The 17,747-nt window shown below is 38.9% G+C and carries 17 protein-coding genes; 14 read left to right on the forward strand and 3 right to left on the reverse strand.

Features of this window, described 5'->3' with window-relative positions; genetic code table 11:
• Nucleotides 1-78 precede the first annotated feature (78 nt).
• A complete protein-coding gene (locus tag O3793_RS08555; RefSeq protein WP_371446867.1) occupies nt 79-822 on the reverse strand; it encodes a gamma-glutamyl-gamma-aminobutyrate hydrolase family protein in 744 nt (247 codons plus the stop codon).
• A gap of 157 nt (nt 823-979) precedes the next feature.
• On the opposite strand from O3793_RS08555, the gene sufC reads away from it, so the two are divergent.
• The 11 genes from sufC (at nt 980) to pip (ending at nt 12,217) form a co-directional block, all read left to right on the forward strand.
• On the forward strand, nt 980-1,750 hold the full coding sequence (gene sufC, locus O3793_RS08560) for a Fe-S cluster assembly ATPase SufC (RefSeq protein WP_371446869.1): 771 nt from the start codon (nt 980-982) through the stop codon (nt 1,748-1,750).
• Nucleotides 1,751-1,760: 10 nt separating this feature from the next.
• On the forward strand, nt 1,761-3,053 hold the full coding sequence (gene sufD, locus O3793_RS08565) for a Fe-S cluster assembly protein SufD (protein ID WP_371446871.1): 1,293 nt from the start codon (nt 1,761-1,763) through the stop codon (nt 3,051-3,053).
• A complete protein-coding gene (locus O3793_RS08570; RefSeq protein WP_371446873.1) occupies nt 3,046-4,278 on the forward strand; it encodes a cysteine desulfurase in 1,233 nt (410 codons plus the stop codon). Before sufD ends, O3793_RS08570 begins: the two co-directional genes overlap by 8 nt.
• Nucleotides 4,265-4,705 carry a Fe-S cluster assembly sulfur transfer protein SufU gene (gene sufU / locus O3793_RS08575; RefSeq protein WP_048783822.1) on the forward strand — a complete coding sequence of 147 codons (441 nt, stop codon included), beginning with the start codon at nt 4,265-4,267 and terminating at the stop codon, nt 4,703-4,705. The genes O3793_RS08570 and sufU overlap by 14 nt, the downstream gene beginning before the upstream one ends.
• Nucleotides 4,706-4,720: 15 nt before the next feature.
• Nucleotides 4,721-6,115, forward strand: coding sequence for a Fe-S cluster assembly protein SufB (gene sufB / locus O3793_RS08580; protein ID WP_371446874.1), 1,395 nt, complete (start codon nt 4,721-4,723; stop codon nt 6,113-6,115).
• Between the two features lie 469 nt (nt 6,116-6,584).
• A complete protein-coding gene (locus tag O3793_RS08585; protein WP_371446876.1) occupies nt 6,585-7,451 on the forward strand; it encodes a hypothetical protein in 867 nt (288 codons plus the stop codon).
• Nucleotides 7,452-8,125: 674 nt separating this feature from the next.
• Entirely contained in the window at nt 8,126-8,521 is a 396-nt protein-coding gene (locus tag O3793_RS08590) for a hypothetical protein (RefSeq protein ID WP_371446878.1), read from the forward strand.
• A 17-nt stretch (nt 8,522-8,538) separates the two neighbouring features.
• Nucleotides 8,539-9,432: an SPFH domain-containing protein gene (locus tag O3793_RS08595; RefSeq protein ID WP_371446880.1), complete on the forward strand. Its 894-nt coding sequence runs from the start codon at nt 8,539-8,541 to the stop codon at nt 9,430-9,432.
• A 2-nt stretch (nt 9,433-9,434) separates the two neighbouring features.
• Nucleotides 9,435-10,553: a hypothetical protein gene (locus tag O3793_RS08600; RefSeq protein WP_371446882.1), complete on the forward strand. Its 1,119-nt coding sequence runs from the start codon at nt 9,435-9,437 to the stop codon at nt 10,551-10,553.
• Nucleotides 10,554-10,670: 117 nt separating this feature from the next.
• Nucleotides 10,671-11,264 (forward strand): uracil-DNA glycosylase family protein, encoded by a 594-nt coding sequence (locus tag O3793_RS08605; protein ID WP_371446884.1) that lies wholly within the window; start codon nt 10,671-10,673, stop codon nt 11,262-11,264.
• The gene (pip, locus tag O3793_RS08610; RefSeq protein ID WP_371446886.1) at nt 11,261-12,217 is read left to right on the forward strand and encodes a prolyl aminopeptidase; all 957 of its coding nucleotides are present in this window, start codon (nt 11,261-11,263) and stop codon (nt 12,215-12,217) included. The genes O3793_RS08605 and pip overlap by 4 nt, the downstream gene beginning before the upstream one ends.
• A gap of 43 nt (nt 12,218-12,260) precedes the next feature.
• Here the strand turns inward: pip and nrdI are convergent, their stop codons facing one another.
• The gene (nrdI, locus tag O3793_RS08615) at nt 12,261-12,716 is read right to left on the reverse strand and encodes a class Ib ribonucleoside-diphosphate reductase assembly flavoprotein NrdI (protein ID WP_371446888.1); all 456 of its coding nucleotides are present in this window, start codon (nt 12,714-12,716) and stop codon (nt 12,261-12,263) included.
• Nucleotides 12,717-12,854: 138 nt separating this feature from the next.
• On the opposite strand from nrdI, the gene O3793_RS08620 reads away from it, so the two are divergent.
• On the forward strand, nt 12,855-14,429 hold the full coding sequence (locus O3793_RS08620; RefSeq protein WP_371446890.1) for a peptide chain release factor 3: 1,575 nt from the start codon (nt 12,855-12,857) through the stop codon (nt 14,427-14,429).
• A 55-nt stretch (nt 14,430-14,484) separates the two neighbouring features.
• Here the strand turns inward: O3793_RS08620 and O3793_RS08625 are convergent, their stop codons facing one another.
• Entirely contained in the window at nt 14,485-15,327 is an 843-nt protein-coding gene (locus tag O3793_RS08625) for a DegV family protein (RefSeq protein WP_371446892.1), read from the reverse strand.
• Nucleotides 15,328-15,485: 158 nt separating this feature from the next.
• Between O3793_RS08625 and O3793_RS08630 the strand changes: the two genes are divergently transcribed.
• Complete coding sequence (locus O3793_RS08630) at nt 15,486-17,063, forward strand: helicase HerA-like domain-containing protein (RefSeq protein ID WP_371446894.1); 1,578 nt, start codon at nt 15,486-15,488, stop codon at nt 17,061-17,063.
• Between the two features lie 15 nt (nt 17,064-17,078).
• On the forward strand, nt 17,079-17,633 hold the full coding sequence (locus O3793_RS08635; RefSeq protein WP_371446897.1) for a DJ-1 family glyoxalase III: 555 nt from the start codon (nt 17,079-17,081) through the stop codon (nt 17,631-17,633).
• Nucleotides 17,634-17,747 lie beyond the last annotated feature (114 nt).

Below are 17,747 nucleotides of genomic sequence, written 5' to 3' on the forward strand. Positions count from 1 at the left end.
CTCGTCATACACTTTAATTATTTTCCTGTCTACTTGACAGGGTGCACTTCACAACGAGTGAGAATTCGTAGTTTTTTATTATGCATTTTGTCTTAAGCGATTTACACGCTCCACAAAGTTATCAAATAAACCTTGCATCACATTGCTATCTTCAATTAATAATTCAGGATGCCATTGAACGGCAACTACACTTTGGTCTTTAGATTTAGATTCGAACGCTTCAATTAGTCCATCTGTACTCCAAGCAACTGGAACAAAGTCAGAGGCCAATTGTTTAACCGCTTGGTGGTGGTAAGAGTTCACTGGGGTCGTTGTTCCAAGAACGCGAGAAAGCTCGCTACCACTTGCGATTTGAATCGTATGCGTTGGTTGGCTTGGCATTGTTTTTTGTGTATGTTTTACAGAGATGTTTTCGTATTGTGATTCGATATCTTGGTAGAGTGTTCCGCCAAGAGCGACGTTTAGAATTTGTAAGCCGCGACACACCGCAAAGATTGGTTTGTGTTGTCTATAAGCTTCTTTAATGAGCTCAATTTCAAACGCATCGCGAGCAGGATAAGTACGTGCCAAATTAAGATGTGGTTCTTCACCGTACAATAATGGAGAAACGTCTTGTCCACCCGCTAATAGAAGTCCATCGACCCGTGAGATGAATTCTTTTGCAAATTCTGGGTTACTAATGGGAATGATGACAGGAATCGCTTTTGCCTTTTCAAGACCACGGACAAAACCATTTGGCGCATACGATAAAATGTAGCGATCTTCTTCCGTGTTATCTTGGCGATGATTTCCTGCAATACCAATAAGTGGATAAGTTTGCATGTGCATCAGCCTTTCTTTCAAAAATATGTTCCATCATACCGTATTTTCATGAAAATGAAAAGCATTATTACACGATTTCAAAGCGCGGCTATTTGCGAATCGTTCTCAATTAGGATAAAATATAACAGAATAGAATGATTATAAAGGAGAATGAATCGTGGCAACTTTAGAGATTAAAAATCTACATGTATCGATTGAAGATAAAGAAATTTTGAAGGGCGTTAATTTAACGATTAACACTGGAGAAATTCATGCAGTCATGGGACCAAATGGAACAGGAAAATCAACGCTTTCTGCAGCGATTATGGGCCACCCAAGTTATGAAGTAACAGAAGGAGAAATCCTATTAGACGGCGAAAATGTCTTAGAAATGGAAGTAGACGAACGCGCTCGCGCAGGTCTATTCTTAGCGATGCAATATCCAAGCGAAATCGTTGGGGTGACAAATGCAGAATTCATGCGTTCAGCTATCAATGCTCGTCGTGAGGAAGACGATAAAATGGGAGTTCGTGAATTCATCAAGAAATTAGATGAAAAAATGGCCCTTTTAGATATGCCAGAAGAAATGGCAGAACGTTATTTAAACGAAGGATTCTCAGGTGGGGAAAAAAAACGTAACGAGATTCTTCAATTATTAATGATTGAACCAACATTTGCAATTCTAGATGAAATCGACTCAGGGTTAGATATTGACGCGCTAAAAGTGGTTTCTCGTGGAGTAAACGCAATGCGTGGAGATAACTTTGGATCATTAATTATTACGCACTACCAACGTCTCTTAAACTACATTGAACCAGATGTGGTGCATATTATGATGGATGGTCGTGTTGTGATGACGGGAGATGCTTCTCTTGCTCGTCGCTTAGAAGCTGAAGGATATAAAGGGATCAGTGAAGAATTAGGAATCAAGATTGAACATCAAGAGTAGGAGTGAGATTGTGGCAGAGACAAAATTAACCATAACACCAGAAGAAATCACTACATTCTCTCTTACAAAGAATGAACCAGAGTGGTTTCTACAAACACGTTTAAAAGGCTTGGAACTAGCTAAAACACTAGACTTGCCATTTATTGAACGTGTGAAATTCCACCGTTGGAACTTATTCCAATCAGCAATCGGCGAAGGCACTTCAATGATTGAAGAACTTCCAAAAGTGATTCCAACAGCAGCAGGAAGTGCAAAAATTGTGCAACTTGGTGCGGTATCCTACTGGGAAGAAATGAATGTTGAAACAGCGTTGAAGGACGTTCTCGTGATGGATTTATTTGATGCCCTGGAACAATATCCGGAGCTCGTAAAACCGTACTATATGACAAAGGCAGTACCAGTTGATGAAGATAGCTTAACGGCTTACCACGCTGCTATGGTCAACTCAGGAGTATTTATTTATATTCCTAAAAATGTAGACGTAAAAGATATTATTGAATCTCATTTCGTTCAAAATAACTTAGTGGACGAAGCGTTCGTGAAACACGTGTTAATCGTGGCGGACGAAAACAGCTCGGTCTCCTATGTAGAACGTTTTGAAAGTATCGGTGACAAAAAGAATACAGCCAATATTGTAGTAGAAGTAATCGCAAAACAAGGGGCGAAAGTTCAGTTTGCGGCCGTTGATACGTTAGGTCAATCAACAGATGCTTATGTAAACCGTCGTGGCTACCTTGAAAAAGATGCAACGATTAACTGGGCGCTTGGCATTATGAATGACGGAAATGTGATTGCGGACTTCGACTCTGAATTACGCGGAGACGGTTCTCATTCACAAGTGAACGTCATCGGTATTTCTACAGGACGCCAAGTACAAGGAATCGATACACGTGTGACAAACTATGCGCCACATTCAGTAGGACATATCTTGCAACACGGTGTTATTTTAGATAAATCAACATTAACCTTTAACGGAATTGGACATATTATTAAAGGGGCGAAATTCGCAGATGCGCAACAAGAAAGCCGTGTACTGATGCTTTCAGAAGGCGGACGTGGAGACGCAAACCCAATTCTTTTAATCGATGAAAATGAAGTAACGGCAGGACACGCAGCGAGCGTAGGGCAAGTGGATGATGAACAATTATTCTACTTAACAAGCCGTGGAATCTCAGAAGCTGAGGCGAAACGCCTAGTTATTCGTGGATTCTTAGGAGCCGTTATTCGTTCAATTCCTTCAAGTGCTCTTCAAAAAGAACTTGTGGACATGATTGAACAAAAGTTGGTTGCTAGCTATGATTAGTAAAACGATTCGAGAAGACTTTCCAATATTAAAGCGTGAAGTCAACGATGAAGTGCTAGTCTATTTAGACAATGCAGCCACAACCCAAAAGCCACGTCCAGTCGTAGAAGCCGTTGAGAAATTCTACGCAACTCACAATGCCAATATTCATCGTGGGGTGCATACACTGGCTCAGGAAGCCACTGACTTATACGAAGCATCTCGAACTAAAGTAGCGAAATTTATTAACGCTAGTAGCACAAAAGAAGTGCTCTTTACGCGTGGAACGACAACTAGCTTAAACTGGGTTGCACAAGGGTTTGCGCCGAATCGCCTCCAAGAAGGAGACGAAATATGGATTAGCCCTGCTGAGCACCATTCGAATGTGGTGCCTTGGCAACAAGTGGCCAAACAAACAGGAGCCGTCTTACGTTATTTTTTATTAACGAAAGAGGGGGAATTAGACCTTGAAGCAGCCGAATCATCTTTAACCGAAAAGGCAAAAATCGTTTCAATAAACCATGCTTCAAACGTGCTTGGAACAGTAACAGATGTGAAGCGTGTAGCTGAAATGGTTCACGCAGTAGGAGGCATCCTTGTTGTGGATGGTGCTCAAGCAGCGCCACACCAAAGAGTGAATGTCCAAGAGTTAGACTGTGACTTCTATGCCTTTAGTGGACATAAGATGCTTGCTCCAACAGGCATTGGCGTCTTATATGGAAAAGAAGCACTTCTTCAAGAAATGAATCCTGTAGAATTCGGCGGAGAAATGATTGATTTTGTGTACGACCAAGAGAGTACATGGAATGAATTGCCGTGGAAATTCGAAGCCGGCACTCCAAATATCGCAGGAGCCATTGGACTGGCTGCTGCCATTGATTATTTAGAAGAAATCGGTATGGAGAATATCCATCAGCATGAACAAGAAATAGTCTCTTATCTCTTACCAAAGATGCAAGAGATGGAAGGTGTGACGGTATATGGGCCGAGTGACCCAGAAAAACATTCTGGAGTCATTAGTTTTACTATCGACGGAATCCATCCACATGACGTCGCAACGGCGCTCGATATGGAAGGATTTGCAGTTCGTGCAGGACATCATTGCGCACAACCTTTGATGCGATGGCTCGATGTATCGGCAACATGCCGTGCAAGTTTTTATATTTATAACACGCTTCAAGAAGCAGAACAGTTTTTAGAAGCATTAGAAAAAGTAAAGGAGTTTTTCCAATATGGCCTTATCTAAATTAGATCAGCTTTATCGTCAGGTGATTTTGGATCATTCGTCTCATCCGCACCATAAAGGATTGGTAGATGATGCGAGCATTCCAACGATTGAATTTAATAATCCAACGTGTGGAGATGTGTTGCAGTTGCAGCTCGTTGTAAATGACAACGGCGTGATCGAAGATGTTCACTTTGACGGACACGGCTGTACGATTAGTATGGCGAGTGCCAGCATGATGAGTGATGCGATTATTGGAAAGACAGTTGACGAAGCGGTCGCTCTAGCAGAAGATTTCTCAAGTCTAGTGCAGGGTGAAACCGTGGACGAAGAACCTTTAGGGGATGCGGCGTTACTTGCCGGTGTTCAAAAATTCCCAGCGCGTATCAAATGTGCCACGCTTGCGTGGAAAGCATTAGAACGTGCAGTAGAAAATGAGAAAGCATAAGAAAGTGGTGACAAAATGAGTGGAGTTCCTGAATTAGCCGATTACAAATATGGCTTTCATGAGGATGTAACACCTGTTTATGAAACAGGAATGGGATTAAGCGAGGAAGTCGTTCGTACGATTTCACAAGTGAAAAACGAGCCACAATGGATGCTTGATTTCCGATTAAAATCATTGAAGGCATTCGAAAATATGCCAATGCAAACATGGGGTGCGGACCTTTCAGATATTGATTTTGATGCGATTACGTACTTCAAACGTGCCAGCGATAAGCCAGCGCGTTCTTGGGATGATGTTCCTGAGAAGATTAAAGATACTTTCGAGAAAATCGGGATTCCAGAAGCAGAGCGTGCGTATTTAGCCGGTGCTTCTGCGCAATTCGAGTCTGAAGTGGTTTACCATAATATGAAAGAAGAGTTCGATAAACTTGGAATCATCTTTACAGATACAGACTCAGCCTTAAAAGAGTATCCTGAATTATTCAAAAAGTATTTTGCAAAACTAGTACCACCAACAGACAACAAATTAGCTGCGTTAAACTCAGCTGTATGGTCAGGTGGAACGTTCATCTATGTGCCAAAAGGCGTGAAATGTGATGTACCGCTTCAAACGTACTTCCGTATCAACGACCAAAACATGGGGCAATTCGAACGTACGCTTATTATCGTAGACGAAGGAGCAAGCGTGCACTATGTTGAAGGATGTACAGCGCCAACGTACTCTTCAAACAGCTTGCATGCTGCGATCGTCGAAATCTTCGTTGAAGAGGGTGGGTACTGCCGTTATACAACGATTCAAAACTGGTCGGATAACGTGTATAACTTAGTAACAAAACGTGCCAGAGCTGCTGCTCACGGAACGGTTGAGTGGATCGATGGGAACCTTGGGGCGAAGACAACGATGAAATATCCATCCGTTTTCCTAGAAGGACCATACGCCAAAGGTACAATGTTATCAATCGCATTTGCAGGAGAAGGCCAACACCAAGATACAGGTGCGAAGATGATTCATAACGCGCCACATACTTCAAGTTCAATCGTTTCAAAATCGATTGCTAAAGATGGCGGAGCTGTGAACTACCGCGGTCAAGTAACCTTTGGGAAGAAATCAGATTATTCTATTTCGCATATCGAATGTGACACGATTATTATGGATGACAAGTCGAAATCAGACACGATTCCATTTAACGAAATTCATAATGACAAAGTAGCACTCGAGCATGAAGCGAAAGTGTCAAAAATCTCAGAAGAGCAATTGTTCTACTTGATGAGTCGCGGTATTAGCGAGTCAGAAGCAACAGAGATGATTGTTATGGGATTCGTTGAACCATTTACAAAAGAGCTTCCAATGGAGTATGCCGTTGAATTAAACCGTTTAATCGCGTACGAGATGGAGGGTAGCGTAGGTTAGTTTATAGTAACACCCTAGAAACGTTGATAAAGCTATGTTTCTAGGGGTTGTTTTTTATAGTATTATGTTAGTTATAATACAAGTATTTTGTAATCGAATTATCAAAACTAATTCATTAGTTCATTTATAGGACACAGATAAATTCATTTCTATACTATTATTTAAAGTGCTATTTAGTTTTTATACTATAAAATATTCATTTATTAATAAAAATCAAGATTGAATTTAATGTTAATAAATGAAAGAAAGGTAAGGGAAATGTAGTTTAGATAACAATGTGAGGTGTTTAAACGCCTAGGTTGATTATTATTAGTTTGTTAATTGAAGTTAAAGAGAGTAACAAAAAGATAATTGTTGAAGTTAAATCAATGAGAATTTGTTTACTTGAAAAAAATGTTATTATAGGATTAGAGTATTTTAGTAGGAAATATAACTAAAGAAAATTTTTTGCTGTTAAAAAGGAGGAAAAATGACAATAACTATTGCTTGGGTAAGAGAAATCAAAGGTTGTGAAGAACTATATGTTGTATCTGATAGCAGGTTGTCAGGTAACGGGATGAAATGGGATGAATGTAGGAAGCTTAGTATATTACCTAGAAAAGATGCTTTTATCTCATTTGCTGGAAATACGGATATTGCGTTTCCATTAATTAATCAAATTGAAGAAACAATCATGGTGCATAACAACTCAAAAAATCGGTTTATGGATGTAACGAATTTAAAAGGACACATTTTAAACGTGGTAAATAGTACTGTTGCTTCAATTGATTTTAGTGGTTTTCCTAATAATTTAGTTAATGAGATTAGAACTGATACTTTCGAAAATATAGAATTTTTATTTGGCGGCTACTCATGGATTAATAAAAAATTTATGGTTTGGAGAATTAGATATCAAAAAAATGTAGGAAAGTTTGTAGCTGACTCAATGTATAAAGTTAAACCTTATGGGAAAATAATATTTGCTGGTGATATGAAGTCTTGTGCAATTAAAAAGTATTATGAGCTAGGAAAAATTAAAATGGGCTTTAATTTTTTTAAAAGCGAACCACATTTTGATATGGAACCGTTAGATGTAGTTGTTGAATTACTAAAGAAATACAAAAGTGATAGTGGGTCTACAATTGGAGGAGCGCCACAAATAATAAAAATATATCAACATATGAATGCTAGGATTATAGGTGTTTTGTGGCCGATAGAAGATCCAGTTACTACAATACTTGGAAGAAAGGTGTTATCTTATGAAAATACTGATGTTTTAGTTATAGATCCTGTAACTAAAAAATTTGATACACCTTATCAAAAAAATTCTGTAGATAATAGACAAAAGGAAAACTAGGATATAATCCAGATGCAATATTATTAATAAACCAATTTTAAGAATTATCTTTATTTTTATAATAACTCTGGAGATTGTAAATAAATATGATGTGAGGGTTAATTAAGGAGTAAACAAGATTTTAGATAATAAAGAAAAATAAAATGATTTTCATATTTACCAAACATAATAATTTTGTGTGGATAGATGGAGAAATGCTATTATGATTATTGCCTGGCATGAGATAAGAAATTATTGAAATATACTATCTGTTTAGTACATATAAGATAACACTAGAAGAGTTCAAAAATGTGCTTGCGTAATTGGAAAAATATAATTAACAACCATAAAAAGCTACAAGTTTTTAACTTGTAGCTTTTTATGGTTGTTCAAGCGCCTAGTATAAGATAATAAAAGTGAAAGTGAGTACTTTTAAAGGGGAAAAAGTAAAAACCGTATTTTTAATATCCAAAAACCACAAATTATATTATGTTTTTGGAATTTTATAGTTTCTTAATATTATTTGCTCAGATTTTTGGATATTTTCATATAAAATAATCCTTGGTATATCAATGTTTTTGAACAAAAATGCACTTTAGGTGAAAAATTTACATTTTAAGAGATATTACACTTGTATTATATTCAGAACGTGTTATAATATGTTCATCAAGAGATGTAAAGAAAGGAGAATGGGTATGAGAAAACAACCATGGTCGAACGAAAATAAGACTGAACGGATTAACTTTACGATTGAGCCTTCTTTGAAAGAAGCATTTTTGAAGATTATCTCAACAGACGTATCAACTTATTTCCGGTCGGTCATCGAAAATGAAGTCGAAAGTCATCAGAAAAAAGTTGAAAACTGGCCGGATGCAATTAAAACATTATTGCATGGACAGTTTAAGGCGTTCTCCGAACAAGTCTTCGGAACGTTTAATTACCGAGGACGGAACTATCCATATAAAATTTTGGATGTTATGTCAGTCGAAGAAGGACAACCACTTGAAGTCATTGACTACGAGGATGGGTTGGTATATGTAAAAGTGATTGAGGAAATCAATCCAGAAAAATTAGTATATGTAACTATTTAGAAAGAAGGAAATTTAAAATGCCAGTAACAATCTTAATTATCGTCGTAGTATTACTCTTATTAATCATTGCGTTCAAATCAATTCGTATCGTTCAACAAGGACACAAAGCTGCTGTTCAATCATTTGGACGTTATGTTGGAGAATTAGGACCAGGATTACACTTTGTAACACCAATCATTCGTAACATTGCTTACGTTGTAGATATGCGTCAACGTTCATTAGACTTAGATCCTCAAGAAATCATCACAAAAGACAACGTTAATTTAACAATTGACGCTTCAGCTAAATACCACGTTGATAATCTTGAAGAATACTTATATGGAAACACAAACCCAGAAGGATTATTACTTTTAGATATCCAAAACGAATTACGTGACATTATCGGTACAATGACAATGGCTGAAATCCTTGGTGGTACTAACAAAATCAACACTGATTTAAACCAACGTGTATTCGGTAAAACAGACTCTTACGGGGTTACAATCGACCGTGTTAACATCGGTGAAGTAATTCCTCCACAAAGCATCGTTGAAGCGATGAACAAACAAATCACTGCTGACCGTGAACGTGATGCTGCGTTAATCGCTGCTGACGCTCGTCAAAAAACAGTTGAAATGGATACAAGAACTCAAAACAACAAATTATTAGCAGATGCTCGTGCACATGCTGAAAAAATCGCAATTGACACTCAAGCAACTGTTGCTCAATTAACAGCAATCAACAACGCATTAAACGAATCTAACTTAAATGCGGCTGCATTAGAATACTTAGCAATCGACGCTAAAAAAGCTCTTGCTGAAGGTCCAAACAATACAGTTGTATTAATGGATGGACAAAACAACGCAAAAATCGCTGAAAACATTGCTTCATTAGCATCAGGACGTAAAGTTTGGGACGAAGCAGGTAAATAATCATGAAACAACAAGCTAACAAATCTTTCTTTGGGTTGAAATGGCTTGCGGTACTGATTGCCACTTTATTGTTAGTAGGAACCTTTGCACGTGTTTCAACAGTCAATGCTGAAACTCAACAACCAGTAGACACCACAAAGATGAAGATTCAAGGTGCCTTTGAACAAAAAATCGACTTTGTGGATGGGGAAGATTATAATGCGACAGTGACGATTAAGTTAACTTATAATAATCCTCAATATAAAGAGATTAAAGTTCCTGTTCAAATTAAAAATCTTCCAACAGGGAAGGGCGGTATTCGACTTTACGTATATCGAGATACAGATAATAGCCTCATAGTTCAATCATTTGTTGAGACCATTGAAGACCATAATGTTATCTATTATGATTTGATTCCTGTCGAAGATGGGAAAGTCACAAAAGCGTTTCAATTCACGGCAACGGACAAAGAACGAAACAAATTTCTAGAGGATTTGGCCAATGCAAGTGAAGAGGAAGAAGAAGCTACTACTGCCGCGAAAGCTGCGAACTCGAACGAAAAGAGTTCAAACACCAATAATTCAAACGCGAGTGACTCGAAAGGGAATGCAAAAGGCTCTGAAAGCAAAGATGTCTTTGATCAAATTGATAACTTCTTTGATCAACTAGATACAGACAAAATTGCTGAAGGACTCGGTAAAGGAGCATTTTATATCATCCTTATCATCGCTGTTTTCTTCGGAATTAAAGGAAAACAAAAACAGGCTCGTAGAAATACTCGTAGAGCTCGAACTGGAAATACGCGTTCTGCTCAAAGAACTGGGGCTGATGCCACTGTCAATAGAGCACAAAGGACATCTACTCCAGTAGTCGCTACCGAAGCCGTACCGCAACGTGTATATCGTCCGCAAAATAAAGTTTCAAATCCAAAACTTCGCTCACAAGCGAAAAAACAAGCAACAAAACAAGCGCTACAATCGGCTTCAAGTCGTTCAAATACTTCAAGAGATGTGTATGTGGATACACGTGCTACAAGACCGGTTCCCTACCGTCCAGCATCAAAAGAAAAATCACATACATTACCACGAGTGCTTTCAAGCAAAACACTCCCTCGTACTTTGAAGACTCCACGCTTAAAATAAAATTGTTGAAGCACCTAATCTCACTCGTGAGGTTAGGTGTTTTTTTGTCTTTCTACACTCAAGCATTTGCACAAGTAAGGCTATCGGAGTATTCTAAAAAGGAAAGGTGGTCATAAAATGAACGATTTAGAAAAGTTAATACAGAAGATTGAAGAAGATCCACAAAATGCTAAGTATACTAAAGAAGGCATAGCGCCTTTATTTTCTGCGCCACGAAAAGCGAAAATTTTGATTGTAGGGCAAGCACCTGGGATTAAAGCGCAAGAGAGTCGCTTGTTTTGGAATGACCAAAGTGGTGATAACCTCAGAAGTTGGATGGGCGTAACTCGTGATTTCTTCTATCAATCGGATTTATTTGCGGTCGTTCCGATGGATTACTATTATCCAGGAAAAGGAAAATCTGGAGACCTTCCACCTCGCAAAGGTTTTGCCGAGAAATGGCATGAAGAAACGCTAGCCTTAATGCCGGATATTGAACTGATAGTATTGGTTGGAAAATACGCACAAGACTATTATTTAAAAGATACAAAGAAGAAGAATTTAACGGAAACAGTCAGAGCCTATAAAGAGTACTTACCAAAAATGTTTCCACTCGTACATCCGTCACCTCTAAACCGTCGATGGATGGCAAAAAATCCATGGTTTGAAAAAGAAGTCTTACCAGAATTTCAAAAGAGAGTACAAGAAGTGATTAAAGGAGCCAAGAAATGAGAACAGAATTATATCCAGAAATCGAAATCTATAAAGAACACATGATTCTAGTGAGCCCTTTGCATACCATTTATGTGGAAGAGTCAGGGAATCCCCTTGGTCATCCAGTGGTTGTGTTACATGGCGGACCAGGAGGAGCATCGTCTCCAGCAAATCGTCAGTTTTTTGATCCGGAGTTTTATCGCATCATCCAATTCGATCAACGTGGATGTGGAAAAAGTACACCATTTGCTTCTTTAGAAGAAAACACCACGCAGGCTTTAGTGGCTGATATGGAAAAAATCCGCACAGCACTCGGGATTGAAAAATGGCTTGTCTTTGGTGGTAGCTGGGGGACAACGCTGGCCTTACATTACACGATTGCACACCGTGAACGAGTCGTAGGATTAATGCTTCGTGGCATCTTCCTAGGTCGTCAAAGCGATGTCGATTGGTTATACCAAGATGGGGCATCTCATTTTTATCCAGAGAACTTCGAGAAGTTTAAAGCGCCGATTCCAGTTGAGGAACAAGGAGTGTTAGTCAATGCGTACTACAAACGTTTAACTTCAGAGGATGAATCGATTTGTCTAGAGGCAGCGCGTGCGTGGGCAGAGTGGGAACATGGACTCGTGAAATTGATTCCGTATGACCCGATTGTCTGGGATGAAGCGGGCATACGCGGTGCGCTGACGATTGCACGAATGGAATGCCATTTCTTCTATCATCATTGCTTTGTGGCAGACGATAATTACATCTTGAATCGTGCAGAGGCCTTCAAGGGAATTCCAATGCATATCGTTCATGGTCGTTATGATGTGGACTGCCTGCCGAGTGCGGCATTTGAACTCGCTCAAGCAGTCGAAGGAGCAGAACTCATCTTTGCACAGGCAGCAGGACATACCGCGATGGAACCTGCAACAATAGAAGCGTTAGTTGGCTTTAGTGAAAAATGCAAAACCTATTTTAAATAAAAAGAAAGGCTCGCAGAATGGATCTACGGGCCTATTTATGTGTTTAGATTTTTTCAAGAAGCATTGCAGCAATGCGCGCCACATCGCGGTTACTTCCGCGTAATTCAAATTCATCGAGCACTGGGAAACCAAAACGCTCAGAATATTGACGGGCAGTGAGACAGAATTGCTTATTAAAGTTACGATTTCCGCTACCAATCACACCAAAGCAATGTGCGTAATTATGTTCATAGGCTAAGAAATCACCTAGTGGATTCGTTAAGACTTCCACATCTCCGTTATCCACACCATTTCCACCTTCTAAGTAAGTTGGAAGAAAGGCAACAAATGGTTTACCTACTTTGAAGTAGTCTTCTTGGCCTTTAACAAGGTCTTTGACATTGGTTAGTGTCACGTTTAAAGAGGGCTCCAAGAAGCGTAAGTGGTCTTTTAAACGTGTGACAAAGTTATGTGTATTTCCGGTTAAGCTAATATAAATGATGGGTAATTCTTTCGACATTGAGCGACCTCCTGAAAGACATTTTACTGTCTATAAGTATACCGCACTTTCCTAAATCCTTCTAGAGGGTGTTTTTAAACTTTTAAAAATTGTGAAAATCGGCTATAATACTTGAGAATAAACACGAAGGAGATACTCATGTCACACTTAAAAGAAGAAGTACAATCTCGCAAGACATTTGCGATTATTTCCCACCCGGATGCTGGGAAAACAACGATTACAGAACAATTACTCTTATACGGGGGAGCGATTCGTCAAGCGGGTACCGTAAAAGGGAAGAAAACAGGGAAGTTTGCAAAATCAGACTGGATGGAAATCGAAAAGCAACGTGGGATTTCTGTAACGAGTTCAGTAATGCAAGTGGAATACGATGGAAACCATATTAATATTGTGGACACACCAGGGCACGAGGACTTCTCAGAAGATACGTATCGTACATTAATGGCCGTGGATAGTGCCGTGATGGTGATCGACAGTGCCAAAGGGATTGAGCCGCAAACGAAGAAATTATTCGAAGTTTGTAGTATGCGTGGCATTCCAATCTTCACTTTCATCAACAAATTAGACCGTGATGGACGTGAACCATTAGAATTAATCGCGGAATTAGAAGAAGTATTAGGCATTGACGCGTATCCAATGAACTGGCCAATGGGGATGGGAAAAACATTCCTTGGCTTATATGATATTTACAATAAACGTGTAGAATTGATGCACCCAGAAGAAAATGAAGATAATGACTTCTTACCATTGAACGAAGAGGGCGAAGTGGACGGTGATTATGCTTTTAAACAATCAACGCTATATAGCCAAGCCATTGAAGATGCACAGCTCTTATTAGAAGCAGGAAATGCGTTTGATGAGGAAAAGATTGCAGCGGGTAAATTAACGCCTGTATTCTTCGGTTCAGCATTAACAGGATTTGGGGTTCAAACGTTCCTAGACGCGTTCGTTGACTTTGCACCAAGTCCATCTGCTAAGAAAACTGAATCAGGAGAACTGGTAGACCCACTTCAAGAACAATTCACAGGATTCATCTTCAAGATTCAAGCAAACATGAACCCAGCACACCGCGACCGTATCGCATTTGTACGTATCTGTTCAGGAGAATTCGTTCCAGGAATGGATATTACCGTGAACCGTTCGCAAAAGAAAATGAAATTATCACATACAACGCAGTTTATGGCAGATAGCCGTGAAACAGTGAAAGCAGCCGTAGCAGGGGATATTATCGGACTTTACGATACAGGGAACTTCCAAATCGGAGATACGATTTACTCAGGAAAAGCTGCTGTGCAGTTCGAACCACTCCCACAATTTACGCCAGAACTCTTTAATAAAGTTTCTGCCAAAAACGTGATGAAACAAAAATCATTCCATAAAGGTATTGAGCAATTAGTACAAGAAGGAGCTATTCAATTGTACAAGACCTACCATACAGGAGAATATATCCTAGGTGCCGTTGGTCAACTGCAATTCGAAGTGTTCCAATACCGCTTGTTAAATGAATACAATGCCGAAGTCGTCATGACTCCAATCGGAAGTAAGATTGCCAGATGGATTGACGAAGAACAACTGGATCCAAATATGTCTTCAAGCCGTAACTTATTATGTCGCGACCGATTTGACCAACCAGTGTTCTTATTTGAAAACCAATTTGCCTTAAACTGGTTCAAAGATAAACATCCAGATGTAGAATTAAAAGCATTATTCTAAGCAAAGAAAAACCACTCTAATCCATGTGATTAGAGTGGTTTTTCCTATTTTAAGATTAAGCTTCGTATCCCATTAAGATTCCGCCTTGTTCTGCATAATAGCTGCAGACACCGCTTGTATGAATGCTTGTCACATCCGCACCTGGGAATTCGCTATGAACGGCTGCTTGAATTAAGCCGCAGATTTCTGGGTTACTGCAATGGCTAATAACCACGCGACCACCCTTGTACCCATTCTTCTTCATTTCAGCCCAAACTGCTTGGACAGCTTTCTTTTGACCTTTTGCTTTGTGAAGAAGGTTTAAAGTTCCTTCTGGAGATGCGTTACCGACTAAGCGGATATTGAGCATTCCGATTACGGCACCGACTATTTTGTTTAAACGACCATTTTTCACTAAGTTATCGACACGAGCTAGTGCGAATAATAGTTTTGTACTTGCTAAATAATCTTTTAACGCAGCTACGACTTCTTCAAAAGAGAGTCCTTGTGCAATCAGTTCGTTTGCCTTTTGTACGAAAAGAACCATCTCACCACTTGCTGAAAGGCTATCGAACACTTCGATATTTGTTTCAGGGGCTTCTTCTAATAGCATATTTTTTGCTAATTGCGCACTATTTTGACTACCTGATAGGCCGCCTGTAATAGTAATGGCGATGACATTCTCTGCACCTTTATACGCTTCAAGGAATGCATCTGGGCTAGGGCAGGCTGAAGCGGTTTTGTCTTTGGTTTGATACATTTCAATCATCATAGCATCGATGTCTAAAGAAGCATCATCTATATAGTGTTTGTCACCTACTTGAACAATCAGTGGTACGTTGACATATTCTGTGTCTGGAGCAAGATTCTCGATTTCGCGTAAATCGCAACCTGAATCTGCAATAATTTTCCATTTCATAATGGTTTCTCCTTAAAAAAATTTATTCTGTCCAACAGTAATATACTTTGATGTTCAAAATAAGTCAAATAATCTACTGCAAAGTCGGCTTTTTAGTAGCATTTTAGCGCTTTCTGTACTATTGTAGAAGAGTAGAAAAAAATAAAAGGAGGAGTTTTATGACTCAAACTATTTCTTTCGGATATGGTTCAAAACCAGCTCAATTTATGGCGAATAAACTAAACCGTCACGGTGTCATTGCAGGGGCTACAGGTACAGGTAAAACTGTAACGTTAAAAGTATTAGCGGAGCAATTAAGTGAAGCAGGAGTTCCTGTATTCTTATCAGATATTAAAGGGGATTTAGCAAGCCTTGCTGAAAAAGGCGAAGTAACTGAGAAAATTGCAGAACGCTTGGCAAAAGTTCATGTAGAAGACTTCGAACCAAGCTCATATCCTGTTGCTTTCTGGGATGTCTTTGGGGAAAACGGAATTAACATCCGTACTACAATCTCAGAAATGGGACCAATTTTATTAGCTCAATTATTAGGTTTAAATGAAACTCAAGAAGGTATTTTAAACATTGCGTTTAAAGTAGCTGATGACCAAGGATTATTATTAATCGACATTAAAGACTTACGTGCAATGTTAAATTACGTTGGCGCACATGCTGGGGAATTACGTAACTTATACGGAAATATCGCACAACAATCTATCGGTTCTATTTTACGTAGCTTACTCGTATTAGAACAACAAGGTGGAGATCAATTCTTCGGTGAACCTGCTTTTGAAATCAATGATTTATTCAAACAAGATCAAAATGGTCGCGGAGTGATTAATATTTTAGCATCTGAAAAATTATTCCAAACACCAAAATTGTATGCAACATTCTTATTATGGTTCTTATCAGAATTATACGAAAACTTACCAGAAGTTGGAGACTTAGATAAACCAAAATTAGTCTTCTTCTTTGATGAAGCTCACGTATTATTCAGTCAAAGCAATACTGCAGTTCAAGAGAAGATTGAATTAATTGTTCGTCTAATCCGTTCTAAAGGAATTAGTATTTTCTTTGTAACACAAAATCCAACAGATATTCCAAATGCTATCGCGAGCCAATTAGGGAACCGCGTGCAACATGGATTACGTGCGTTCACTCCTGCTGAACAAAAGAACGTAAGAGCAGTTGCAGAAACTTTCCGTCAAGAAGATGGACAAGACTTAGTAACAGTGATTACAAACCTTAAAGTAGGGGATGCAGTGGTTTCAACACTTCAAGAAGACGGTTCTCCAAGCTTTGCAGAAGTGGTATCGATTTATCCTCCTAAGAGTAAATTAGAAGCAGGTGACCCACTTGTTCGTCAACAATTAATCAATCAATCAGCATTCTACGATAAATACGCAGAAATGTTTGACCGTGAATCAGCTCATGAGCAATTAGCTGCTTTAGATGAACAGTTCCAACAAGAAAAAGAAGCTGAAATTGCGCAAAAAGAAGCTGAAAAGCAAGCTGAATTAGAGCGTAAAGAAGCTGAAAAACAAGAAGCTCTTGCACAAAAAGAAGCTGAAAAACAAGCAAAATTAGAAGAAAAAGAACGTGAACGTGAACAAAAAGAATTAGAACGTCAAGCACGTCAAGCCGCTACAAAACGCGGAGATTCAGCAATGGATCGCTTCACTAAGAACGTCATGTCAAGTGTGGGTCGTGAAGTAGGTCGTGTAATTACACGTGGCGTAATGGGCTTATTCAAAAAATAAGAGGGGGCCAAAAGAATGGCAAATGTCGTGGTATTTTTCGCGCAAGGATTTGAAGAAATTGAAGGCCTTGCAACGGTTGATATTTTAAGAAGAGCAGGACATACGGTGCATACAGTAGGACTTGGTAGTGAAGTGATTACAGGGAGTCATCAGATTTCTGTAAAAATGGATGATGTACTAGATACATTTTACTGGGCTGATATCGATGCGCTTGTACTACCAGGAGGACTTCCAGGAGCCACTCATCTACGAGACGATGATTTCCTTATTAAGAAACTGAAAGAGTATTCTAAAAAAGGAAAAATAATCGCAGCCATTTGTGCAGCTCCAATTGCACTTCATCGTGCAGGATTACTTAAAGACAAGAAATATACTTGTTATCCTGGAGTAGAAAAAGACATCAATCAAGGAAGTTATACAGGACATCTCGTTGAAGTCGATGGAAAACTGATTACTGGATGTGGACCAGCGGCAACATTTGAATTTTCCTATACGATTGCAGAAGCGTTAGGCACTGATACAAGTGCTCTTCGTGAAGGAATGCAATACAACAAACTCTTAAACAAATAAAAGAATTGGTTCTATAATTTTTAGGGTTGATGGAATTTTTCCACCAACCCTATTTTAGTGTATACAAAAAGGCCAACATCCATTATATTAAAAGCGCTGAAACCTAAAACAAAA

Origin of the sequence: Granulicatella sp. 20925_1_28 (assembly GCF_041433575.1) — a bacterium.
GTDB lineage: Bacteria > Bacillota > Bacilli > Lactobacillales > Aerococcaceae > Granulicatella.

Coding starts and splice junctions, on each gene's coding strand:
- O3793_RS08555 (WP_371446867.1), bottom strand. CDS start 822: ATGCAAACTTATCCACTTATTGGTATTGCAGGAAATCATCGCCAAGAT.
- O3793_RS08570 (WP_371446873.1), top strand. CDS start 3,046: ATGATTAGTAAAACGATTCGAGAAGACTTTCCAATATTAAAGCGTGAA.
- sufU (WP_048783822.1), top strand. CDS start 4,265: ATGGCCTTATCTAAATTAGATCAGCTTTATCGTCAGGTGATTTTGGAT.
- sufB (WP_371446874.1), top strand. CDS start 4,721: ATGAGTGGAGTTCCTGAATTAGCCGATTACAAATATGGCTTTCATGAG.
- O3793_RS08585 (WP_371446876.1), top strand. CDS start 6,585: ATGACAATAACTATTGCTTGGGTAAGAGAAATCAAAGGTTGTGAAGAA.
- O3793_RS08590 (WP_371446878.1), top strand. CDS start 8,126: ATGAGAAAACAACCATGGTCGAACGAAAATAAGACTGAACGGATTAAC.
- O3793_RS08595 (WP_371446880.1), top strand. CDS start 8,539: ATGCCAGTAACAATCTTAATTATCGTCGTAGTATTACTCTTATTAATC.
- O3793_RS08600 (WP_371446882.1), top strand. CDS start 9,435: ATGAAACAACAAGCTAACAAATCTTTCTTTGGGTTGAAATGGCTTGCG.
- O3793_RS08605 (WP_371446884.1), top strand. CDS start 10,671: ATGAACGATTTAGAAAAGTTAATACAGAAGATTGAAGAAGATCCACAA.
- pip (WP_371446886.1), top strand. CDS start 11,261: ATGAGAACAGAATTATATCCAGAAATCGAAATCTATAAAGAACACATG.
- nrdI (WP_371446888.1), bottom strand. CDS start 12,716: ATGTCGAAAGAATTACCCATCATTTATATTAGCTTAACCGGAAATACA.
- O3793_RS08620 (WP_371446890.1), top strand. CDS start 12,855: ATGTCACACTTAAAAGAAGAAGTACAATCTCGCAAGACATTTGCGATT.
- O3793_RS08625 (WP_371446892.1), bottom strand. CDS start 15,327: ATGAAATGGAAAATTATTGCAGATTCAGGTTGCGATTTACGCGAAATC.
- O3793_RS08630 (WP_371446894.1), top strand. CDS start 15,486: ATGACTCAAACTATTTCTTTCGGATATGGTTCAAAACCAGCTCAATTT.
- O3793_RS08635 (WP_371446897.1), top strand. CDS start 17,079: ATGGCAAATGTCGTGGTATTTTTCGCGCAAGGATTTGAAGAAATTGAA.